This is a genomic window from Ruegeria sp. HKCCA5839, from assembly GCF_013035585.1.
GTDB lineage: Bacteria > Pseudomonadota > Alphaproteobacteria > Rhodobacterales > Rhodobacteraceae > Ruegeria.
Map to the genome: position 1 here is coordinate 233,847 of NZ_WQIE01000005.1, position 17,308 is coordinate 251,154.

Genomic DNA, 17,308 nt, shown 5'->3' on the forward strand with positions numbered 1-17,308 from the left:
CGGCGGGATTTGCCATGGCAAAACGTCGCCCTGGGCCCGGGCCTCAAACTAACCCGCTGCCGTGATAAAAGCGCGGATCAGCTCTGGGTCCTTGACCCCTGGCGCGCTTTCGACACCGGAGGCGACATCGACCTGACGCGCCCCGGTCATTCGGATCGCCTCGGCCACGTTTTCCGGGGTCAGCCCACCGGCCAGCATCCAGGGTTTGCGCCAATATTTTCGCCCCGCCAGCAAGCGCCAGTCAAAGGCCAGACCATTGCCCCCGGGCAGAACCGCGTTCTTCGGCGGTTTGGCATCAATCAACAACTGATCGGCGACGTCGCTATAGGTATCGATGGCGGGCAAATCATCTGCATCCGCCACGCCGATGACCTTTATGACAGGCAAACCATAACGCTCTTTGATCGCTTGCACCCGCACGACGCTCTCGGACCCGTGCAATTGCAACATATCAAATGGAGCAGCCCCGGTGATCGCATCGAGTTCCTCGTCCGAGGCGTTGACCACCAAAGCCACTTTGGCCACGCCCACCGGCACCTGTGCCGTAAGAACCGCCGCCTGCTGCGGTGAGACATATCGCGGTGACTTGGGAAAGAAATTGAACCCGAGATAGCGCGCACCTGCGTCCGCCGCGACGCGTACGTGATCGGGTGTGGTCAGACCACAAATCTTGACATTGATGTCACCGGGCATGGGCGGCCTCAGCTGGCCTCATCCAGAAGGGCCAGAACCTCGTCCTTGCCTTCATTCTGCTTTTTCTTGAGCTTCTTGACCTCACGCTCAAGCTTGCGCACTTCGCTGGTCTTGGCCGTCGCATCCCGGCGGTGCTTGTGCTCGCGCAGCCATTCCCACAGGAACCCGATGACAAGACCGGCGACAACCCCGCCCAGCACCACGATAAATAGCGGCAGTGATGTCGACATGTTAAAGCCCAGCAGTTCTGCCAGGGCGTCCGGCATCAGTTTCAATTCGACCATCTCGCGGTTCGCCAGTGAGATCGAAACCAAAACGATCCCCAGGACCGCAAGAAAACCATATCGAAGATAGCGCATCATGGCGTCAGGCTTTACCGTTCAAACGATCCCTTAGCAACTTGCCAGTCTTGAAAAACGGAACACATTTTTCTTCAACCTGCACCGTCTCGCCGGTGCGGGGGTTGCGGCCGACGCGCGCGTCACGTTTCTTGACCGAAAACGCACCAAACCCGCGCAGCTCAACGCGGTCACCACGAGCCATGGCGTCGGTGACTTCTTCAAAAACGGTGTTTACGATCCGCTCGACGTCGCGTTGATACAGATGAGGATTTTCATCGGCGATTTTCTGAATCAATTCTGAACGGATCATGCGCATTACCCTCCCAGGCGGCCGTTTTCTTTTGAATCGTATTCGCACCAGTATAGGAAAAAACCCGGTGGCTGGGAACGATTACTCTGTGCGTTGAACGGCTAAATAATGGCGGACTCAGGCGAATTTGGTCCGGCCTGCTGAAATTCACGCCGGAATCATGGCCGTGCCGTGATCGTTAGGGTGAATCCCGAAGACATTGATTCGCAACAAAAACGGCCCCGCACGATCGTGCGAGGCCGTAATTCTTGTTTGAGGTGCGCCCAGGCTTAGTCGCCCGATTTCAGCGCTGCACCCAGGATATCGCCCAGCGATGCGCCCGAGTCGGAAGAACCGTACTGTTCCACGGCCTCTTTCTCTTCGGCGATCTCGCGTGCCTTGATCGACAGGCCCAGACGGCGGGTCTTGCTGTCGACGTTGGTGACGCGCACGTCGACCTTGTCACCGACCGAGAAACGCTCGGGGCGCTGTTCGGCACGGTCACGGCTCAGGTCCGAACGACGGATGAACGACTTCATGCCTTCGTACTCGACCTCGATACCGCCATCTTCGATTGCGGTGACTTCGACGGTGATGACAGAGCCACGCTTCACGCCGCCCACGGCTTCGGCGAACTTGTCACCGCCCAGGGCTTTGATCGACAGCGAGATACGCTCTTTTTCCACGTCCACTTCCGAGACAACGGCCGAAACCATGTCGCCTTTGCGGTAGTTCTGGATCGCATCCTCGCCACGCTCGTCCCAGCTCAGGTCCGACAGGTGGACCATGCCGTCGATGTCGCCTTCGAGGCCAATGAACAAACCGAATTCGGTGATGTTCTTGACTTCGCCTTCGACCTCGGTGCCCTCGGGGTGTGTTTCTGCAAACACTTCCCATGGGTTGCGCTGAGTCTGCTTCAGGCCCAGAGAAACGCGACGCTTGGCGCCGTCGATTTCCAGAACCATGACGTCGACTTCCTGGCTGGTCGAAACGATCTTGCCGGGGTGGACGTTTTTCTTGGTCCAGGACATCTCGGAGACGTGCACCAGACCTTCGACACCGGCTTCCAGTTCGACGAACGCGCCGTAGTCGGTGATGTTGGTGACGCGACCCTGATGGACCGATCCCAGCGGGTACTTGGCAGCAACCAGATCCCACGGATCTTCCTGCAGCTGCTTCATGCCCAGGCTGATGCGATGGGTCTCTTTGTTGATCTTGATGACCTGAACCTTGATGGTTTCGCCGATCGTCAGGATCTCGGACGGGTGGTTCACGCGACGCCATGCCATGTCGGTGACGTGCAGCAAGCCGTCAACACCGCCCAGGTCAACAAACGCACCGTATTCGGTGATGTTCTTGACAACACCTTCGACGGTCTGACCTTCGGACAGGTTGCCGATCACTTCGGCGCGCTGTTCGGCACGCGATTCTTCAAGGATTGCACGACGCGAGACAACGATGTTGCCACGGCGGCGGTCCATTTTCAGAATCTGGAACGGCTGCTTCAGACCCATCAGCGGGCCAGCGTCACGCACGGGACGGACGTCAACCTGGGAACCGGGCAGGAACGCAACAGCGCCACCCAGATCGACGGTGAAGCCACCTTTGACGCGACCAAAGATTGCACCTTCGACGCGTTGGTCGTCGGCATAGGCTTTTTCCAGACGATCCCATGCCTCTTCGCGGCGGGCCATCTCGCGCGAGATGACGGCCTCGCCTTTGGCGTTTTCTGCGGCGCGCAGATAGACTTCGACCTCGTCACCAACAGCGATTTCAGGGGCTTCGCCGGGATTTGCGAATTCTTTCAGATCAACGCGGCCTTCCATTTTATATCCGACGTCGATGATGGCTTGGCCGGCTTCAACAGCCAGAACCTTGCCTTTGACAACAGAACCCTCTTCGGGTGTGTCCATTTCGAAGCTTTCGTTCAGGAGGGCTTCGAATTCCTCCATGGATGCGTTAGCCATGTGGCGTTTATTTCCTTTGCATAACGTTTTAGCTGGCCGAACGGTTGTCTCCGCCGGTCTTGTTTCATGATGTCTGATGACGTGACCCGGAACGCCCCTGAGCAAACAAACACAAAGGGCCGAGGTGACCCGGCCCTGCTCAGATACGTCGCCCGGACGTTGACCGCCCGTGTTCAGACAGCGCGCGTATAAGCGGAAATCCCGACAGACGCAAGAGCAAAGCCCTTATTCAATTGGCGCTTCCTCGCGTAGGGCCTATTTGCCAGACGCTCTGGTCACGCGCCAACATCGCCTGTTCAACCGCGCTCAGCTTTTCCATCGCGGCCTGGGGGTTCTGCGCGCCGCCTTCATTCTTCCAGATTTTCAGCGCCGAACTTGGGCTCCACGGCAGACACGCATTGGCCAGCCATTCCCGTAATTCGGATGGAAGCGCATCATAGGCTTGCATCGGACAACCTTGCCGCTTGCGCGGGCGCAATCCTGACCGCAGATTGCGCGGCTGATTCAGGCGAACTTGGCTTGCGTCTTTAAGTGATGAGACAGAGTGAAAGAACAAGAGTGCGCGGTCGTCATGTGATGTTATCTTATAACGAACCGTTCAATATGTCACACAACCCCGGATCACAACCCGAAAATCAACATTTCCAGCTGTTTTTGAGTTCAGATTTCTTCGCCCTGCTTGAGCAGTTCATCAATCAACTGACGTTGCAGGTTCTGACTGTCGCCACCACCAAACTCGTGCCCGCCGCCCGAATAGAGCGAACCATAGGTCTTAGCGATATTGATCGTTTGCCCCAGCCCCGAGATCAATTGATCTTTCTCCAGGGTCGACAGAGGGTGAATATAGGCGGCCCAAAGCGTTCCATTGGCAATCGCATAGCGCGCGTCCAGAGTGCTGTCGAAATTGGCCTGCATCATGCGGCGCATATCCTCAGGCGACAGATCATCAGCACTGCGGATCGCTACCATGGCGCGCATCCGATCAGCATTGACATCGGTCACCACAAAGATCGGCACCTCGGCAACCGTCAGCGCAAAGCCCGGCCCCTGAGGCTGTGCATCCGGGTCGAGCGCGAACAGAATATTGCCCAAACGCTCATAGGTCATCGGAGGCTCGACCACTGGCGCGTCAGGCTGCGCGTCCTGAGCGCTCAGGCTTGTGGCAACAAAAAATAGGAAAAAGGCTAGTCGGATCATGGCGTCACTCCTGCAGGAACAGTCTGACCATAGGAGGTGGCATTACACCTGACCAAACAAAGCTTAGTGAACAGGATAACAATCTGACCCAGTACGGCAGAGCAATGTCACGCCGCGAAAGCCAGGGTTAGTTTTGTGCCGCAAGCTTTCTGTTGATGATCGACTTGGCCAGGTCCAACGCCGCATCAATCGAAAGGTCTGTTGTATCAACCATGACGGCATCTTCGGCAGGTTTCATCGGAGCGGCACTGCGCCCCGCGTCTCGCGCATCACGTTCGCGCACATCGGCCAACACTTGATCACGCGTGACATCCGCACCCTTGCTGCTCAGTTCCAGATACCGGCGTTCGGCGCGCACTTCGGCACTGGCTGTCACAAACAGCTTAACCTCGGCGCGCGGGCAGATCACGGTGCCAATATCACGCCCGTCCAGAACGGCGCCACCTGCCCGGCGCGCAAAGGCGCGCTGGAAGTCGACCAACGCGGCGCGAACCTCGGGGATCACCGCCACTTTCGAGGCCGCCTGCGCGATCTCGCCTGTCCGCAGATCGCCTTGCGCAAGTTCTTCGGCAGTCAGGGCTTGGGCAGCTTCTAAAGGATCAACGCCCTCTAGCACCCGCCGCCCGACGGCGCGATACAACAGCCCCGTATCAAGATGTGCAAACCCGAAATGGGCCGCCACAGCCTTGGAGATCGTGCCCTTGCCCGAAGCGGCAGGCCCATCAATCGCAACGGTAAAGCTGTGAGTGTCCATCAAACCGACCGATTGTTGCGCATCAGCTTTGCGCCGAGCCTGGTCATCAGCGGCTCGAAGATCGGAAACGAGGTCGCGATCGGGCCACCATCATCCACAGTCACGGGCTTTTGCGCGCCCATGCCCATCACCATGAACGACATCGCGATGCGGTGATCCAGAAAGCTTGCGCAAGTGCCGCCACCAGGCACGTTGCCAATGCCCAAACCATCGACCGACCACCAGTCTTCACCCTCATCCACAGTCACTCCATTCGAGCGCAGGCCTTTGGCCATTGCGTCGATCCGGTCGCTTTCCTTGACCCGCAGCTCTTTGACACCGCCCATCATGGTCGTGCCCGTCGCGTTGGCAGCAACCACAGACAAAACGGGATACTCATCGATCATCGAGGCCGCGCGTTCAGGTGGGACCGAAATGCCTTTCATATCCGGCGAGTATTTCGCCCGCAGATCGGCAACCGGCTCACCGCCCTCTTCGCGTTCGTTTTCATAGGTCAGATCCGCCCCCATCTCGCGCAGTGTGGTGAACAGGCCGGCGCGGGTCGGGTTCAGGCCGATGCCCGGAACCAGAACACCCGAGCCGGGCGTGATCAGCGCGGCGCATACCGGGAAAGCCGCACTGGACGGATCACGCGGCACTGCGATGACTTGTGGTTTCAGTTCGGGGCGACCGGTCAGGGTGATCACCCGCCCCTCATCGGTATCCTCAACAGTGATTTCAGCCCCAAAGCCTGCCAGCATCCGTTCGGAATGATCGCGCGTCGCTTCTTTCTCGATCACGACGGTCTTACCCGGTGCGTTCAGGCCCGCCAGCAACACAGCCGATTTCACCTGAGCCGAGGGCACCGGCACTTCATAGCGCACGGGCGTCGGATCAGCCGCACCCACGATGGTCATAGGCAGGCGCCCGCCGTCACGGCCCACCGCTTGCGTGCCAAACAACGCCAACGGATCTGTCACACGCGCCATGGGACGTTTGTTCAGGCTGGCGTCGCCCGTAAAGGTTGCTGTGATCGGAGACGTTGCCATTGCGCCCATGATCAGGCGCACACCGGTGCCTGAGTTGCCGCAATCAATCACCTGATCCGGTTCGGCAAAACCGCCCACACCGACACCATGCACCGACCAATCACCACCGCCATGATCAGTCACCTCGGCCCCAAAAGCGCGCATCGCTTTGGCAGTGTCCAGCACATCTTCGCCTTCCAGCAACCCGCTGATCCGGGTTTCACCCACAGCCATTGCACCCAGGATCAAGGACCGATGCGAGATCGACTTGTCGCCCGGCACCTCTGCCGTACCGGTCAACGGGCCGCAGGGATGCGAAGTCATCGGGATGGGCGTGCCGTGTCCGGACATGAGGGCTCCTTTTGCGCTATCAGTTCAAGGCCGATTAGCGAATTGCAGCCGCAGGGTCCAGCCGCAAAGCCAAAGGAATGCTCCGTAATCGCGCCTGTCAGGCCTCGCCCAACCAGATTGTCGGGTTTTCATCGGCGATTTGTCGAAACAGTGGTTCACCCAAAGCGTTACGCAACCGGATGCATACCGCCTTTTCCGACAACTTCTCTTGCCGGGTCATATAATAATCCGACCCGAACAGCACGCGTGACCGCAACCGTTTGCTTTCAAGATCATCACCCTTCAAAAACATCCGCAGGAATGGCGCGTAGTCTTCGAACTGAAACAGTGTGTACGAAATATCAGTCCACAGGCCCGGAAAGTCTCCGCTGCCGATCATGCGACGGATCGAGACCTGCCAGTTCCGGTCATAGGCATCATCCAGCGGATCATACTGATCGGGGTTCGCATAGGCCTCCCAATCCCGTTGCCCGCCGAAATGGGCCAGGCAGACGCGCAGCTTGGGAAAGGCGCGCAAGACGGGTATGAACGCCTCGGGTTCAGTATAGCGGTCGGCCCAGTGATCAGACAGGTATCGCCCCTGCACACCGCCGCGCGAGCAATGGGACATTACAGGAAGTCCCATTTTTTCGAGCCTCGGATAAACATCGGCCATCAACACCGGATCATCCGGGGCAAAGCCCAGACGCGGATAGAGCTTCACGCCGCGAAAGCCCAACTTATCGATGGCGCGCCAAAGCTCGGTCGCTTGCGGATCCGCGCGCGGGTCGATGGTGGCAAAGGGGATCACGCTTTTGCCGACCTCCGGGTCACGCGCCAGTGCCGCCAGTTCATCATGCTGCGCGCTCAGCGGCATTTCCGGTGCGCCATAACCAAAAGCAGACAGTTCCATCGGCAGCACGACAAAGCGCGTGTTGCCCGGATAGTGACGCCGCAGGTTATCCAGAATATCGCGCTGGCTTTCCTCGGACGTTTCTTTTTGAAACCGATAGAGCCGCTCCAGCTTTTCCGCCACCGGATGCTGTCCGATCAGCCGCGCACCCGCAGCCACCAGCTTGGTCAGGCCGGGCATTTTCCGAAACGGTTTGAGCACAGGATACGGGTAATCCTCTGGCACGTGCCGACCGGTAAAAAGGTGGGCGTGACAATTTGTTATGCGAATGTCTGACATGAGGGGACCTGAAGAAATACAAGAGTCTAAACTGTAGCCTATCATAGCACAGCCTTCAGGGTTTGGTCCGCCCTTGCAGGAAAATTATCCCAAACGCCGGAAGGTCAGATAATGCGGCGTACGGCCTTCGCGCAGCGCTTTTTGCTCGTAACGGGTCGAGATCCAATCGTCCCAAGGCGTGCGCCAATCTTTGGGGCGTTCGGCAAGCCATTCGAAACCTGCACCGGGCACCTCTTCCAGGGTTTGGCGGACGTAATCGGGAATGTCCGTGGCCACGCGAAAGATCGCACCCGGCTTGAGCACCTTGGCCAAGGGCTCAAGATGTTCGGGTGTCACAAAACGACGCCGATGATGGCGCTTCTTGGGCCACGGGTCGGGGTAGAGCAGAAAGGCGCGCGAAATGCTCGCCTTGGGCAGAACGTCAAAAAGGTCGCGCGCGTCCCCGGGATGGACCGCAAGGTTGGTGACACCGGCTTTGCGGATCTTGCCCAGCAACATAGCAACGCCATTGATGTAAGGTTCCGCTCCAATAATCCCGATATCGGGGTTGCTTTGCGCCTGATGCACCAGATGCTCACCGCCGCCAAAGCCGATTTCAAGCCACACCGGCTTGCCGTTGAACAGGGTTTGCAAATCGAGCGGATCTCGGTTCGGATTGCTGTCCCAATCGACCGCACCAGGCGACAAGGCCGCCAGATCTTCGTTCAGATAGGTTTTCTGGCTGGGTTTCAGGGTTTTCCCCTTGAACCGGCCATAAAAGTTTCTGCGCGGGCGTTCTGGTGACTGGGTGCTCATGGCCGAGCCCATACTGCGCCACCCAAAGCGTTGCAAGAGGCTGTCTTGCGGCAGAGGTCGGGGGCCAGCCCCCGACACCCCCGAGGTATTTTTAAACAGAAGAAGAGCGCGCCCGTGAGGGCGCACCTTTGGATCATGTGATCAGACCGCTGATTTCAGCGCGTCGACCAGATCGGTGCGTTCCCAGCTGAACCCGCCATCGGCATCGGGCGCGCGCCCGAAATGGCCGTACGCAGCGGTTCGCTGATAGATCGGCTTGTTCATTTGCAGATGCTGGCGGATGCCGCGCGGCGTCAGGTCCATCACCTCGCCCACGGCCTTTTCGATCTCAGCGTCCGAGACCTGACCGGTGCCATAGGTTTCGGCATAGATCGACAGCGGTTTGGACACCCCGATAGCATAGCTCAGCTGAATGGTGCAGCGTTCGGCCATGCCCGCAGCCACCACGTTCTTGGCCAGGTAGCGCGCGGCATAGGCTGCCGAGCGATCGACCTTGGTCGGATCTTTCCCCGAGAATGCACCGCCACCATGGGGTGCAGCACCGCCATAGGTGTCGACGATGATCTTACGCCCGGTCAGACCGGCATCGCCATCAGGCCCGCCGATCACGAACTTGCCGGTCGGGTTCACGTGCCATTCGGTGTCTGCGCTTAGCCACCCGTCGGGCAGCGTCTCGCGAATATAGGGCTCGACAATGGCGCGGATATCGTCCGATGTCAGCGCTTCATCCAAATGCTGTGTCGACAGAACAACCGAGCTCACGCCAACCGGTTTGCCGTTCTGGTAGACAACCGACAGCTGCGACTTGGCGTCGGGACCCAGCGCAGGTTCGGTGCCATTCTTGCGCACCTCGGCCAGGCGGCGCAGGATCGCGTGCGAATACTGGATCGGTGCGGGCATAAGCGCAGGCGTTTCGGTTGTGGCATAGCCAAACATGATGCCCTGGTCACCGGCGCCTTCATCCTTGTTATCCGCCGCATCCACACCCTGTGCAATATGAGCGGATTGCTCATGCAGAAGGTTTGTCACTTCAACGGTTTCGTGGTGGAATTTGTCTTGTTCATAGCCAATATCTTTGATGCACGCGCGGGCGATCTGATCAATGCGCCCCATGTAGTCGTGCAGTTTGTCCTGATCCGACAAGCCAACCTCGCCGCCAATCACGACCCGATTGGTTGTGGCAAAGGTTTCACAGGCAACTCGCGCTTCGGGCTCTTCTGCCAGAAAGGCATCAAGAACCGCGTCGGAAATGCGATCGCAGACTTTGTCGGGGTGCCCTTCGGACACGGACTCCGAGGTAAAAATATAGTTCTGTCGGGACATGAAAGTGCTCCATTAAGATTTCCCCATCACGCCAGGAAGCCGTTGTGACGGGCGATAGCCGGGATACGCGCCCTGCCCGACCGGGTCAATCTGAATTTACCCGTCTGCCCGGCCAGCGGTGCGGCGAGCCCACAAAAACAGCAACAATAGTGCAAAAAAAACCGGACCGTCGCCAATTCTTGAATAAGGTGTCGGTGAGAGCGGGGCTGGTAAGACCGCGTCGACAAAGCCCGCCTGCCCCAAATCCAGCGAGCCTGTGATCCCACCCAACGGGTCGATCATTGCCGAAACGCCGGTATTTGCCGCGCGCATCATCGGCAGGCCTTGTTCGATAGCACGCATCCGGGCCTGCGCAAGATGTTGGTAGGGACCAGAGCGCGTGCCAAACCAGGCGTCATTGGTGATCTGAACCAGAAAATCCGGGCGTTCAGGAGCAGACAAAACGTCCTGAGTAAAGACCGCCTCATAACAGATCAGCGGCAGCGCTTTGCCCAGCGCGCCGATGTCCAACACCTGGGCGCCCGGGCCCGCGGAAAACCCGTTGCCAGTCTGAGCCGCCAGTCCTGAAATCCCAAAGCGCGCCAGCAGCCCGCCAAACGGAACGTATTCCCCAAAAGGGGCCAGATGATGCTTGTCATAAAGCCCTGCCTGCTGCCCGTTTTCATCCAGCAAGACCATCGAATTGTAATACCGCAAACCCTCTGCCCGCTGAATACCAAGCAGAACAGGTGTACCCTGCGCGGCGTCCGCGATGGCTTGGAAATGACGGTCCGCGTTTTGCAACCAGACAGGGACCGAGGTTTCCGGCCATACAATCAGATCTGGGCGCGGTGCGGCAGCCGTGAACTCGACCTGCCGTGCGAAAAACAGTGGTGCAAATTCAGGGTCCCATTTCTGGTGCTGCGGCGCGTTGGGTTGGATCAGGCGGACAGTGTGTCCGGTCGATTTCGGCTCGGGTCTGGTGCTGCTGTAGACGACGACCAAGCCAACCAGTGCCAGGGTTAGCGCCGCGGGAGTCGCCGCATTGCGCAATGACGGCGTTGCGAAAAGGGCAGCCCCCAAAGGCAAGGTTGCAAGCAAGGTTATCGCCCCCACCCCATAAGGGCCAAACAACGACAGAAGCTGCGCCACCGGTGTGTCCAGCCAGACCTGCGCCAGACCCGCCCATGGAAACCCGGTCAACACATAGCCGCGCGCCATCTCGACCAGAGACAGCACCAATGCCAAGACAAGAGCTGCTTGAATCGGCTTGCCACCAGCACGGTGGGCAATCCAGAAAGCCAAGGCCCAGAATAGTGCCAAACCACCCGATAACAGCACCACCGCAAACGGGGCCATCCATCCATGGCGGGCTATATCAACCAGAAATGGTTCGACGATCCAGCTGAGCGCGTGGGCAAAATAGCCTGTAGCAAAAAACCAACCCAACCAGGCAGCGCTCCGAGGGGATTCACTGGCTATAAGGAGCGGTGCAATCCCGATCATGGCAATGAACGAGGCCCACCAATACCCAAGCGGTGCCAAGCCCAGGGCCGCAATGACCCCCAAACCAGCCGCAAGCACGAGCCTAAGCCAGATCGGCCAGCCCTCCAGCTTGGTCATACATCAGCTTTCGGCAACATGACCCGCAACCGTTTGATCCGCCGGGGGTCGGCGTCCAGAACTTCGAATTCGGGCCCTTCGGGGTGCTGCACTACCTCGCCCCGTGCAGGAACGCGGCCAGACAGCATGAACACAAGCCCGCCCAATGTGTCGATCTCTTCCTCGTCCACATCCTCATGGCTTGTCAGCGACCTGCCAATCTCGGCCTCGAACTCTTCCAGAGGAACCCGCGCCTGAACCACGTAGCAGCCCGGTTTTTCCTCGAACCACAGCTGACCTTCGTCAGTATCATGTTCGTCTGCGATTTCTCCCACGACCTGTTCGATAAGATCTTCGATGGTCAGAAGCCCATCAACGCCGCCATATTCGTCAATCACCAAAGCCATGTGTCGCCGCTCGGTCTGCATTTTGGTCAGCAACACGCCGATCGGCATCGAAGGCGGTACGAACAACAATGTTCGCAACATGGATTGCAGCTCAAACTCGGCAGAACCGCCATTGAACCCGTGGGTCAGAGCGAAATCCTTCAGGTGTACAAACCCAAGCGGAGTATCAAGCGTGCCGTCATAGACGGGAATACGCGACAAGCCACTGTCACGAAAAAGGTCTGCCAGTTCCTCTTTGGAAATTGTCACGGGGACAGAGACGATTTCGGCGGTCGGGATTGCCACATCTTCAACACGCATACGTCGCAGGTTGATCATGCCGCGTGGCTGCGCCACCGCTGTCTCTTTTCCGTTTGTCGGTTCAGCAACTTCGGCCTGCGTCGCAAGCCCCCCAAAAAGTCGAGAGAAAAAGTTGCTTTGACTGTCTTTGCTGTCCGAAGGGTGCGCGCCTTGCGCCGCCCTAGAACTGCCGTCTGTATCGCCCATTGTCCTATTCCAAATGATCGGGTCAGAAACCCTTGTCACCCATTATATGGGTCATCAATACCCATCTTGCCAAGTATCTCGGCCTCAACACGCTCCATCAAAGTAGCGTCAGGGTCACGGATGTGATCATAGCCCAGCAAATGCAGAACACCGTGAACAAGCAAATGCGCGACATGATGATCGAAAGGTTTGCCACTATCCGCCGCCTCGCGTGCGCAGGTGTCGTAGGATATCGCGATATCCCCCAGCGCGATTTCACCGGTGAAATCGGGTTGGGGCAAAGATGGGATACCACCGGCTTGTTGCGATGCCAAATCTTGGGCAGGCCAACTGAGTACGTTGGTCGGAGTCGGTTTTTCGCGAAACTCAGCGTTCAGCGCCGCAATCCGCGCGTCACTACAGCCCAAAAGGCTGACCTCGCACAGCCCGGCATCCAACCCAATGTGATCCAGAGCGGCCGCAACAGCCTTTTGTGCAAGACTGTCCAACCCATCCCATCGTGGGTCGTCTACAATGATTTCAAGGTTCATAGACCGGCTTCCAAACACGCGTTGCGCCGGTGACTACCCTGTTTCCCGGCCTGAATCCGCCTCATACGCTTCGATGATGGCGGCCACAAGCGGATGTCGTACCACGTCTTTCGATGTGAAGTAATTGAAGCTGATATTCGGGATCGTCTTCAACAGCCGCTCAGCATCTGCCAGACCCGACTGCACCCCACGTGGCAAGTCCACCTGCGACCGGTCGCCGGTGATCACCATGCGGCTGCCTTCGCCCAGACGGGTCAGAAACATCTTCATTTGCATGGTCGTGGCATTCTGAGCCTCGTCCAATACCACAAAGGCATTGGCCAGCGTGCGCCCACGCATAAAGGCCAAGGGGGCGATCTCGATACGCTTTTCTTCGATCAGCTTGGCCAGTTGTTTGCCAGGCAGAAAATCGTTCAGCGCGTCATAGAGCGGCTGCATGTAGGGATCGACCTTGTCCTTCATGTCACCCGGCAAATAGCCCAGCTTCTCGCCCGCTTCGACCGCAGGTCGGCTGAGGATGATCCGATCCACATGCCCACCGATGAACATCGAAACCCCCACGGCCACAGCAAGATAAGTCTTGCCGGTGCCCGCCGGTCCGATGCCAAAGGCAAGTTCATTGTTGAACAAGGACTGCACATAGGCCTTTTGAGCATCAGTGCGCGGCTCGACCAGTTTCTTGCGTGTTTTAATTTCGACGGTTCCGCCCTTGAACATCTCAAGCTGATCACCATCGCGGCTGCCAGTCTCGGCCTCGGAATTGCCCATGCGCAATTCGCGATCCACATCGGCTGCAGCAACGTCGCGCCCGCCTTCCAAGCGGGTATAGAGCGCTTGCAGCACTTCGACTGCCTGTTTTTGCGCATCCTCCTCGCCCATGACCACCAATTGGTTGCCACGGCGGACAATTTGAACCGAAAGCTGTCGCTCGATCTCGGCCAGATTGCGGTCGTATTCGCCGCAAAGGTCGATCAATAGCCGGTTGTCGGGAAATTCAACAAGCACCTCATGCTGGGGTGCGTCATCTTGCGGTGGGGTCAGGGCACCGATGGCCAATCCGTTCTCCTGTCTTGGCGTTACAGGTTAAGCGTAGACAACAAGAGTTGGTGGACGCAAGCGGCCAATGTCGATTTTTTCGAAGTTTCACAATTCCGCCGAAATCTGATGCGCAGCCGGCCTCAGAACGCGTAGTTCAACCCGATGCGGATGGCGGTAAATTCGGGGGTTGAACGTGTTGAGAAGTTGGGATCAAAGTTCACCGTTTTCGAGTCGAATTGCACGAACTCAAACTCGCCGGTCAGCGAAAGGTGGCGGCTGATTTGGTATTCTGCACCAACACTTGCCGAGTATCCCGAACGAGAATCGGTGACACCGAAATCCTGCTCCGGGCCGAAAAGGGGCGTCAGGACGGCTGTGGTGGTGATGTCCGCCTCGACATATCCGATCGATGCAAAATACAGCACGCGACCCGAACGGTTTGTGAGGCCACCGCGAAGACGAACCGAGAAGACATCAGAAATCTGACTGCCAGATTGCACACCTGTCAGGCCCACAGCCGTTTCCGAGGAATCATCGAAAGTGCCGAAGTCATAACCCAGTTCTAGCCCGTAGATATAGTCACTGCCCCAAGAGGTCGGCAAAACGCCGCGCCAACCGGCCCGTACGCCTCCAAATCCACCGCTGGGCTCGTTGTCACCGGCTGGAAACAATGCCGTCGGAGTGCGCAGGCCGAAACGATCAGACTCGCCAAAAGCATATCCGCCACTGGCGCCCACATAGAACGCGCTCGTATCGCGAACGATACGCGGTGGCTCGACGACTTCGGGTTCGGCGATATTGCCGGTCAGGTCGCTGGCGGCTGCGGGCATGGCGCAAAGCGTGATTGCGCCACCGAATAGATATCTCGAAACAGTTGACCCCACCTGTGCCACTACTCGTACCCTCCACCGCGTCGACACCACCAGATGATCGCCGCTTTATTCATTAAAGGCTCATAACAGACCGGCCTTTTCAAAAGCTGGCCCACCTCGGACCATAAATCCAAGTCCTAAATCAAGGATTAATTTATTATGTAGTTTGCCTGACCCAACGGATCATAGGGTTTCAAACCAACTCGCCCGCAAGCGAGTTTGCACCCGATGACGTGATCCGAACCTCACACAAAGCGCCAACGGCCACATCGGCATCCGCCACATGAACCGCGTGCAGATATTCCGATTTTCCAACCATTTGCCCCTGTTGGCGCCCGGGTTTTTCAAACAGAACATGCACGTTTCGACCCACCATACTGTCCTGGATCTTGCGCTGATCGCGGGTGATCAGGGCTTGCAAGCGTTGCAGGCGTTCATCCGCCACTTGCGGATCGACCTGTGGCCGTTCTGCCGCAGGTGTGCCTGGGCGGGTCGAGTATTTGAACGAGTATGCATAGCCGTACTGCACCTCATCGACCAGATCCAAGGTTGCCTGAAAATCCGCGTCGCTTTCTTCTGGGAAACCAACGATGAAGTCCCCGGACATCAAGATATCGGGCCGCGCTGCGCGAATGCGTTCAATCAGACGCAGATAGCTTTCTGCGGTATGGCTGCGGTTCATACGCTTGAGAATATGGTCCGAACCAGATTGCACCGGCAGATGCAGATAGGGCATCAGCTTGTCACAGGTTCCGTGCGCCTCGATCAGGTCATCGGTCATGTCATTGGGATGCGACGTGGTGAACCGGATCCGTTCAAGCCCGTCGACCTTGTTGAGCTCCCAAATCAAGCCAGCCAGCGTCATGTCCCCATTCGGTCCGGCCCCGTGATATGCGTTCACGTTCTGCCCGAGCAGAGTGATCTCGCGCACTCCGCGTTCCACCAGATCCTGCGCTTCGCGAATGATGCGATCGGCCGGGCGGCTGACCTCGGCCCCGCGAGTATAAGGCACAACGCAGAAGGCACAAAACTTGTCGCAACCTTCCTGCACGGTCAGAAACGCCGTCGGGCCGCGCTTGGCCTTGGGGCGGTGCTTGAGCTTTTCGAACTTGTCTTCTTCGGGAAAATCCGTGTCCAACGCCTTTTCACCGGCGCGGGTCTTGGCCTCCATTTCGGGCAGACGGTGATAGCTTTGTGGCCCGACCACCAGATCCACCAGTGGCTGGCGCCGCATGATCTCTTGCCCTTCGGCCTGAGCCACACAGCCCGCAACCCCGATCTTCAGATCCGGTTTCTCGGCCTTCAGGCCTTTGAAGCGGCCCAGTTCGGAATACACCTTTTCCGCAGCTTTTTCGCGGATATGACAAGTGTTGAGCAGGATCATATCCGCATCGTCAGGTGACTTGGTCTCAACATATCCCTGCCCGCCCAGCGCTTCGGCCATGCGTTCGCTGTCATAGACATTCATCTGACAGCCATAGGTCTTGATAAACAGCTTTTTGGGTTCGGACATGGGACCAGCCTTTGCGTTCGCGCGACCGGCGTCGTCTATACGCAACGAACGCCGCTTGCAATGCTGGCGCGGATACCCGAATTTGGCGGAAACTTCCAGCAAGACGAAATCAAAAATAGGCAATGCAGTACCCAACGCTCGCGGATTATCTCAGGTCAGGTCAGGCGCTGGCAAAAGGCCCCTTGGCCCTGATTTTTGCCGAAGACACTGTCGAACTCGACAGCACCCTGCGCCACTATCTCAAGCTGGGGTTCAAATCCATTACCGTCTTTATGCCTGATGCCTTCGATCTGGCCGAAGATCTGAACGCTCAGGTTCACCGGGTCACCCTGACCTGCACGCCGCGCACCGTCGTTTTCGACACGATAAATCAGATCATCCCTGCGGCCTTGGGGCAGTGGATACATTACGCCTACAACGCCGAATACCTGTTCTACCCGTATTGCGAGTCTCGCAGCATCGGGGAAATGCTGGCCTTTCATACCGAAGAGCGCCGCAACGCGATGGTGACCCATGTGGTCGACCTGTACGCTGGCGACTTGCAGGCCCATCCCAACGGTGTCGCCACGGATCAGGCGATGATGGACAAGACCGGCTATTATGCCCACACCCGCCACGACGGCACTGGTCAACCGCTCGAGCGTCAATTGGACATGTCAGGCGGCCTACGGTGGCGGTTTGAAGACCACATCCCGTATGAGCGGCGGCGAATCGATCGGATCGGTCTCTTCAAAGCCCGAAAAGGCCTCAAGATCCTGCCCGACCACACGTTTAATGAGCCGGAATACAACACCTACGCCTGCCCGTGGCATCACAATATGACAGCTGCGATCTGTTCATTCCGAGCGGCCAAAGCGCTCAAGTCGAATGCCGGGTCGACCTTCGACATCCCAAGCTTTCTCTGGAGCAACTCGATCCCGTTTGAATGGCGGTCAGATCAGTTGCTGGATCTGGGACTGATGGAACCCGGTCAGTGGTTTTGAACAGCGAGCG

The 17,308-nt window shown here is 58.0% G+C and carries 18 protein-coding genes and 1 riboswitch; of the genes, 1 reads left to right on the forward strand and 17 read right to left on the reverse strand.

What is annotated here, in order from left to right:
- Nucleotides 1–48: 48 nt before the first annotated feature.
- From GOV38_RS15120 to miaB, 17 genes are all read right to left on the reverse strand, one after another.
- On the reverse strand, nt 49–693 hold the full coding sequence (locus tag GOV38_RS15120) for a phosphoribosylanthranilate isomerase (protein WP_171209452.1): 645 nt from the start codon (nt 691–693) through the stop codon (nt 49–51).
- Nucleotides 694–701: 8 nt separating this feature from the next.
- The gene (locus tag GOV38_RS15125; RefSeq protein ID WP_171100531.1) at nt 702–1,052 is read right to left on the reverse strand and encodes a lipopolysaccharide assembly protein LapA domain-containing protein; all 351 of its coding nucleotides are present in this window, start codon (nt 1,050–1,052) and stop codon (nt 702–704) included.
- A 7-nt stretch (nt 1,053–1,059) separates the two neighbouring features.
- The gene (gene ihfB / locus GOV38_RS15130; protein WP_050603110.1) at nt 1,060–1,344 is read right to left on the reverse strand and encodes an integration host factor subunit beta; all 285 of its coding nucleotides are present in this window, start codon (nt 1,342–1,344) and stop codon (nt 1,060–1,062) included.
- A 269-nt stretch (nt 1,345–1,613) separates the two neighbouring features.
- Nucleotides 1,614–3,290, reverse strand: coding sequence for a 30S ribosomal protein S1 (gene rpsA / locus GOV38_RS15135; RefSeq protein WP_171131594.1), 1,677 nt, complete (start codon nt 3,288–3,290; stop codon nt 1,614–1,616).
- A gap of 229 nt (nt 3,291–3,519) precedes the next feature.
- The gene (locus GOV38_RS15140) at nt 3,520–3,846 is read right to left on the reverse strand and encodes a DUF6525 family protein (RefSeq protein ID WP_256368672.1); all 327 of its coding nucleotides are present in this window, start codon (nt 3,844–3,846) and stop codon (nt 3,520–3,522) included.
- A 104-nt stretch (nt 3,847–3,950) separates the two neighbouring features.
- Complete coding sequence (locus tag GOV38_RS15145; RefSeq protein ID WP_171209450.1) at nt 3,951–4,487, reverse strand: hypothetical protein; 537 nt, start codon at nt 4,485–4,487, stop codon at nt 3,951–3,953.
- Nucleotides 4,488–4,614: 127 nt separating this feature from the next.
- Nucleotides 4,615–5,241: a (d)CMP kinase gene (gene cmk / locus GOV38_RS15150; RefSeq protein WP_171209449.1), complete on the reverse strand. Its 627-nt coding sequence runs from the start codon at nt 5,239–5,241 to the stop codon at nt 4,615–4,617.
- Entirely contained in the window at nt 5,241–6,599 is a 1,359-nt protein-coding gene (gene aroA, locus GOV38_RS15155) for a 3-phosphoshikimate 1-carboxyvinyltransferase (RefSeq protein WP_171209448.1), read from the reverse strand. Before aroA ends, cmk begins: the two co-directional genes overlap by 1 nt.
- Nucleotides 6,600–6,696: 97 nt before the next feature.
- On the reverse strand, nt 6,697–7,671 hold the full coding sequence (locus GOV38_RS15160; protein ID WP_171209447.1) for an amidohydrolase family protein: 975 nt from the start codon (nt 7,669–7,671) through the stop codon (nt 6,697–6,699).
- A 183-nt stretch (nt 7,672–7,854) separates the two neighbouring features.
- Complete coding sequence (gene trmB, locus GOV38_RS15165) at nt 7,855–8,565, reverse strand: tRNA (guanosine(46)-N7)-methyltransferase TrmB (protein WP_171100546.1); 711 nt, start codon at nt 8,563–8,565, stop codon at nt 7,855–7,857.
- Nucleotides 8,566–8,706: 141 nt separating this feature from the next.
- On the reverse strand, nt 8,707–9,888 hold the full coding sequence (gene metK, locus GOV38_RS15170; protein ID WP_171209446.1) for a methionine adenosyltransferase: 1,182 nt from the start codon (nt 9,886–9,888) through the stop codon (nt 8,707–8,709).
- Nucleotides 9,889–9,893: 5 nt separating this feature from the next.
- Nucleotides 9,894–9,942, reverse strand: a riboswitch (SAM-SAH riboswitch).
- Between the two features lie 42 nt (nt 9,943–9,984).
- Entirely contained in the window at nt 9,985–11,490 is a 1,506-nt protein-coding gene (gene lnt / locus GOV38_RS15175; RefSeq protein ID WP_171209445.1) for an apolipoprotein N-acyltransferase, read from the reverse strand.
- Nucleotides 11,487–12,362, reverse strand: coding sequence for a hemolysin family protein (locus GOV38_RS15180; RefSeq protein WP_171209444.1), 876 nt, complete (start codon nt 12,360–12,362; stop codon nt 11,487–11,489). The genes lnt and GOV38_RS15180 overlap by 4 nt, the downstream gene beginning before the upstream one ends.
- A 35-nt stretch (nt 12,363–12,397) precedes the next feature.
- Complete coding sequence (gene ybeY, locus GOV38_RS15185; protein ID WP_171209443.1) at nt 12,398–12,892, reverse strand: rRNA maturation RNase YbeY; 495 nt, start codon at nt 12,890–12,892, stop codon at nt 12,398–12,400.
- A 33-nt stretch (nt 12,893–12,925) separates the two neighbouring features.
- Nucleotides 12,926–13,948: a PhoH family protein gene (locus tag GOV38_RS15190; protein WP_171131619.1), complete on the reverse strand. Its 1,023-nt coding sequence runs from the start codon at nt 13,946–13,948 to the stop codon at nt 12,926–12,928.
- A 122-nt stretch (nt 13,949–14,070) separates the two neighbouring features.
- On the reverse strand, nt 14,071–14,760 hold the full coding sequence (locus GOV38_RS15195; RefSeq protein ID WP_171209442.1) for an outer membrane protein: 690 nt from the start codon (nt 14,758–14,760) through the stop codon (nt 14,071–14,073).
- Between the two features lie 235 nt (nt 14,761–14,995).
- The gene (gene miaB, locus GOV38_RS15200; RefSeq protein WP_171209441.1) at nt 14,996–16,315 is read right to left on the reverse strand and encodes a tRNA (N6-isopentenyl adenosine(37)-C2)-methylthiotransferase MiaB; all 1,320 of its coding nucleotides are present in this window, start codon (nt 16,313–16,315) and stop codon (nt 14,996–14,998) included.
- Nucleotides 16,316–16,437: 122 nt separating this feature from the next.
- On the opposite strand from miaB, the gene GOV38_RS15205 reads away from it, so the two are divergent.
- Nucleotides 16,438–17,298, forward strand: coding sequence for a glycosyltransferase family 2 protein (locus GOV38_RS15205; protein WP_171209440.1), 861 nt, complete (start codon nt 16,438–16,440; stop codon nt 17,296–17,298).
- Nucleotides 17,299–17,308: the final 10 nt, after the last annotated feature.